The 3,828-nt window shown below is 69.1% G+C and carries 4 protein-coding genes and 1 pseudogene; 2 read left to right on the forward strand and 3 right to left on the reverse strand.

Features of this window, described 5'->3' with window-relative positions; genetic code table 11:
* A pseudogene (locus VGL85_RS14045) lies at positions 1–142 on the forward strand (hypothetical protein); the annotation flags it as partial.
* Positions 143–558: 416 nt separating this feature from the next.
* Here the strand turns inward: VGL85_RS14045 and VGL85_RS14050 are convergent.
* Complete coding sequence (locus VGL85_RS14050) at positions 559–1,086, reverse strand: isoprenylcysteine carboxyl methyltransferase family protein (RefSeq protein WP_331589578.1); 528 nt, start codon at positions 1,084–1,086, stop codon at positions 559–561.
* Positions 1,083–2,135 (reverse strand): alkane 1-monooxygenase, encoded by a 1,053-nt coding sequence (locus VGL85_RS14055; RefSeq protein ID WP_331589579.1) that lies wholly within the window; start codon positions 2,133–2,135, stop codon positions 1,083–1,085. Before VGL85_RS14055 ends, VGL85_RS14050 begins: the two co-directional genes overlap by 4 nt.
* A gap of 231 nt (positions 2,136–2,366) precedes the next feature.
* Between VGL85_RS14055 and VGL85_RS14060 the strand changes: the two genes are divergently transcribed.
* A complete protein-coding gene (locus tag VGL85_RS14060) occupies positions 2,367–2,897 on the forward strand; it encodes a DUF3617 domain-containing protein (protein ID WP_331589580.1) in 531 nt (176 codons plus the stop codon).
* Between the two features lie 33 nt (positions 2,898–2,930).
* Here VGL85_RS14060 and panC read toward each other — a convergent pair whose 3' ends face one another.
* Positions 2,931–3,788, reverse strand: coding sequence for a pantoate--beta-alanine ligase (gene panC, locus VGL85_RS14065; RefSeq protein ID WP_331589581.1), 858 nt, complete (start codon positions 3,786–3,788; stop codon positions 2,931–2,933).
* Positions 3,789–3,828: the final 40 nt, after the last annotated feature.

The raw sequence follows: 3,828 nt of genomic DNA on the forward strand, positions 1-3,828 counted from the left end.
GGCCGACGCGCTGGTCGGCCAGGGCGTCAACCAGAGCGTCCTGAAGGTCGACTGGAAGGGCAAGACCGACCTCGCCGTGCAGACCCCCGACGGCGTCAAGGAACCGCTCAACCGCCGCTCGACCATCTCGATCAACTTCTAACGATCGAGACGGCCGCTACGAACAAGGCGCGGGCCGGTCGCAAGACCGGCCCGCTTCTTATTGGCCGCGGGCCAAGGAAGATCTTGAGCCACGAAAAACACGAAAAGCACGAACGTCAGGCTGCGACGCAGGCGCTATCCTTCGATCATCCTGACTCGGCCTCGCCGACGAGCCGTTCGTGTTTTTCGTGTTTTTCGGGGTTCAATCCTTGCGGCGCGTCCGTCGGCGCGGCTCGGGCCCAAATTGACCACCAAGCATACCAAGAACACCAAGGGGCCTGCGCGGACCAGCGCTCTTCTTGGTGTGCTTGGTGTGCTTGGTGGTTGAATCCTCGAGTGGCGCCGGTCGCAAGTCTGACCGCATTCACGACCTTATCTTGGCCGCCTTGGCGAGCTTGGCGGTGAATCTGCCGGGTCTCAGGTCGAAGCCCGGGCCTCGCGTTCGGCGAGCGCGCCCATCTCGACGCGGATGCGATGGCGCAGGAGCAGCGCGTTCAGGAGGCTCCAGGTCAGCGCCACCGGCCAGTTGCCGAAGGCCAGGGGCAGGACGGCGATCTCGGCGACCACGATGCAATAGTTGGGATGGCGGACGAAACGGAACGGGCCCCGGCGCACGATCGGCGCCGCATCCAGGGTGATGATGCGGGTCGTCCAATAGGGCCCCAAGGTCGCCACCACCCAGACCCTGAGCAGCTGCAGGACGACGAAGACCCCGATCAGCGGCCACCAGGGCTGGCGGTCCAGGGGCGTGGTGAGGGCGATGGCGACCAGCCAGGAGCCATGCAGCAGCACGAACAGCGGATAGTGGGCGCGGCCGACTTCGCGGGCGCCGCGGGCGAGCAGCCGACGCGTATTGGCGGCGGCCAACGCCAGCTCGATCAGCCGCTGGCCCGCAACCAGGCTCAGGATCCAGACCAGCGGACTGTGCGACAGGATGGAGATCAACGGCCGCCCGCCAGGCCATCGATCGGCGCCGGCGCGTCCATCCAGAGGTCCACCCGCGGATCCATGACCCTGCGCCAGAGGGGAGGGGTCAGCGCCAGGAGGATGGCCCCGGCATAGCCGCTGGGCAACTCCGGAGCCTCCGGCTCGATCGCCAGCCCCTGATAGGCCTGGGTGGGGCGGCGATGGTGGTTGCTGTGGCGGCCCATGTTGAACAGAGACCGGTTGTTCATCCGCCGCGACGAATTCCAGGAATGCCGCGGCCCGAGCCGCTCGAGGCCGCCGTCGGCCAGCGGCCGGCGCGCCAGGCCGTAGTGGGCGATGTAGTTGAACATCTCGAGCAGGGCGATCGCCAGTACGGCCTGGACGACCCAGAAGACCAGGGCGCGTAGGCCGAAACTGGCGATGCCCGCGCCGAGCAGCGCTTCCAGCGCGAAATAGACCAGCATCCGATTGGAGGGCCCGAAGACGCGGCGCCCGCCGCGACGCAGGCGCGCGGTCTCGAACCTCCAGGCCTCGCGACCCTGGCCGACCACGGAGCGGACCATGAAGCGATAGGCGCTTTCGCCGCGCCGCGCCGTCGCGGGGTCCTCGAAGGTTGCCGCGCGCACGTGGTGGCCGTGGATGTGGGCGATGCGGAAATGCATGTAGCCGACGCTGGCCAGGAGCAGGAGGCCCAGCGCGCGCTCGGCTGGAACGGGGCTGTGCACCATCTCGTGGGCGGCGCAGATGCCGAATATGCCGGCGGTGACGCCGACGGAAATGGTCAGGCCGATCGCTTCGACCAGGCCTGCGCCCGGCCGGGCGATCGCCAACCCGGCCCAGACCGTCACGGCCAGCTGCGCGGCGATGTAGAGATAGGGCAGGCTGCGATAGCGGCGGCGGCCCCTGGGCGCTTCAGCCTCGGCCTCGAACCCCAAGCCGAGGTCGAGGGCGCACAGCGCCACGGGCACCAGCGCCACGGTCACAAAGGCCCAGGCGCCGCCGAAGAGGTAGCCCAGTGGGGCCGAGGCGAGGAAGAGGAAGGGGCTGCCAAACCTGAGCGTCTTCATGGGTATCCGGTTGTCCGCCACGCCGTCCAGCCGAAACGCCAGAGGCTGGATATTGCATGAAATTGGGGACACGTACGCATCCCGCGACCCTCGGGGTGACGCCCGCCAAGATCAGCGATGCGTACGTGTCCCCAATTCGCCAATTTCCCAATTTCGGAAACCGTTGTTCTCCGACGCCGGCCGCTGATAGGATTTTAAACCACGGGCGCGCACCACGAAGGGACAACCGCCATGAAGCCGACGCTGGCCTCCGCCGCGGCGCTCGCGACGTTCGCGCTTCTCGCCGGCTGCAGCCCGAAGGGCGGCGGGACGACGACCGCCAGTGGCGCGGCGGCCGCGGGTGCGCCGGCTTCGGGCCCGGACGTTCAGGTCGATCTGGCCAACATGCCGCACCAGCGAGCGGGCCTGTGGAAAACCGTCCTCGATGACGGCGATGGCAAGCCGGACGTCTCGACGACCTGCATGTCGGGCGAAACCCCGGCCGTCCCGAAAATGCCGGCGACCTGCAAGCAGTTCACGATCAAGCGGACCTTCCTGGGCGCCTATGTCATGGACATGGACTGCGCCACGGCGGACTACTCAATGACAGCGCACGCGGTGGTGACCGGCGACGTCCAGACTCACCTGACCGGCGACAGCACCATCACCATGTCGATCAACCACGCGCCGACGCAAACCATCAAGAGCCACACCGATGCGACCTGGATCGGTCCGTGCGCCCCAGGCCAGAAGCCGGACGACGATTCCAGCGCCCAGGGCTGAGCCGGGATCACGCCTTTTGGCGCAGCCTCCGCTCTAGACCGGCCAATTGTCGATGAGACGGGTCTTGCCGAGCCGCGCGGCCACGAAGACGCGGGCGGGCGCGGCGGTGGGGCCGGGGCCCAGTCGGGCGAGATCCTCGGCCCCGCGCACCTCGAGATAGTCGATCGCCTGGAAGCCGGCGTTCGCCAGGGCGGCCAGGGCGCGCGCCTCGACCGCGGCCACGGCCTCGCCGCCGCGCACGGACTCGGCGGCGGCCTTGATCACCGCGTTGAGGCGGCCGGCGATCGGCCGCTCGGCCGGCGTCAGGTAGGCGTTGCGGGAGGAGAGCGCCAGGCCGTCGGCGTCCCTGACCGTGGGCAGGCCTGCGATCTCCGTCGGCATGTCGAGGTCGCGGGCCAGGCGGCGGATGACCAGCAGCTGCTGATAGTCCTTCTCGCCGAACACCGCGACGTCCGGGGCGCACTGGTTGAGCAGCTTGGAGACCACGGTGGCCACGCCGGCGAAATGCCGCGGCCGCGCAAGCCCGTCGAGCGGGGCCGAGACCCCCGCGACGGTCACCGTGGTGCTGAACCCGGCGGGATACATCTCGTCCGGGCCCGGCGCATAGAGCAGGTCGCAGCCATTGGCCGCGAGCAGGGCGGCGTCGCGCGCCTCGTCGCGCGGATAGGCTTCGAAGTCCTCGCCCGGCGCGAACTGGGTCGGATTGACGAAAAGGCTCGTCACTACCCGGTCGGCGAGGTCGCGGGCGCGGCGGACCAGGGCCAGGTGGCCCTCGTGCAGGCCGCCCATGGTCGGGACCAGGGCAATGCGCGCGCCCGCGGCCTTCCAGGCGGCGACCTGGGCGCGCAGTTCGGCGACGGTCCTGACGATCGGCGGGGCGGCAACGGTCATGGCCGCCCCCAATAGCGCAAAGCGGTCGTCGAAAACGACC

The sequence above is a fragment of the Phenylobacterium sp. genome, from assembly GCF_036501465.1.
Taxonomy (GTDB): Bacteria; Pseudomonadota; Alphaproteobacteria; order Caulobacterales; family Caulobacteraceae; genus Phenylobacterium.

What these genes read in the sequence shown, in the direction of transcription:
- VGL85_RS14055 (WP_331589579.1), bottom strand. Translation starts at nt 2,135, where the DNA reads ATGAAGACGCTCAGGTTTGGCAGCCCCTTCCTCTTCCTCGCCTCGGCC.
- VGL85_RS14060 (WP_331589580.1), top strand. Translation starts at nt 2,367, where the DNA reads ATGAAGCCGACGCTGGCCTCCGCCGCGGCGCTCGCGACGTTCGCGCTT.
- panC (WP_331589581.1), bottom strand. Translation starts at nt 3,788, where the DNA reads ATGACCGTTGCCGCCCCGCCGATCGTCAGGACCGTCGCCGAACTGCGC.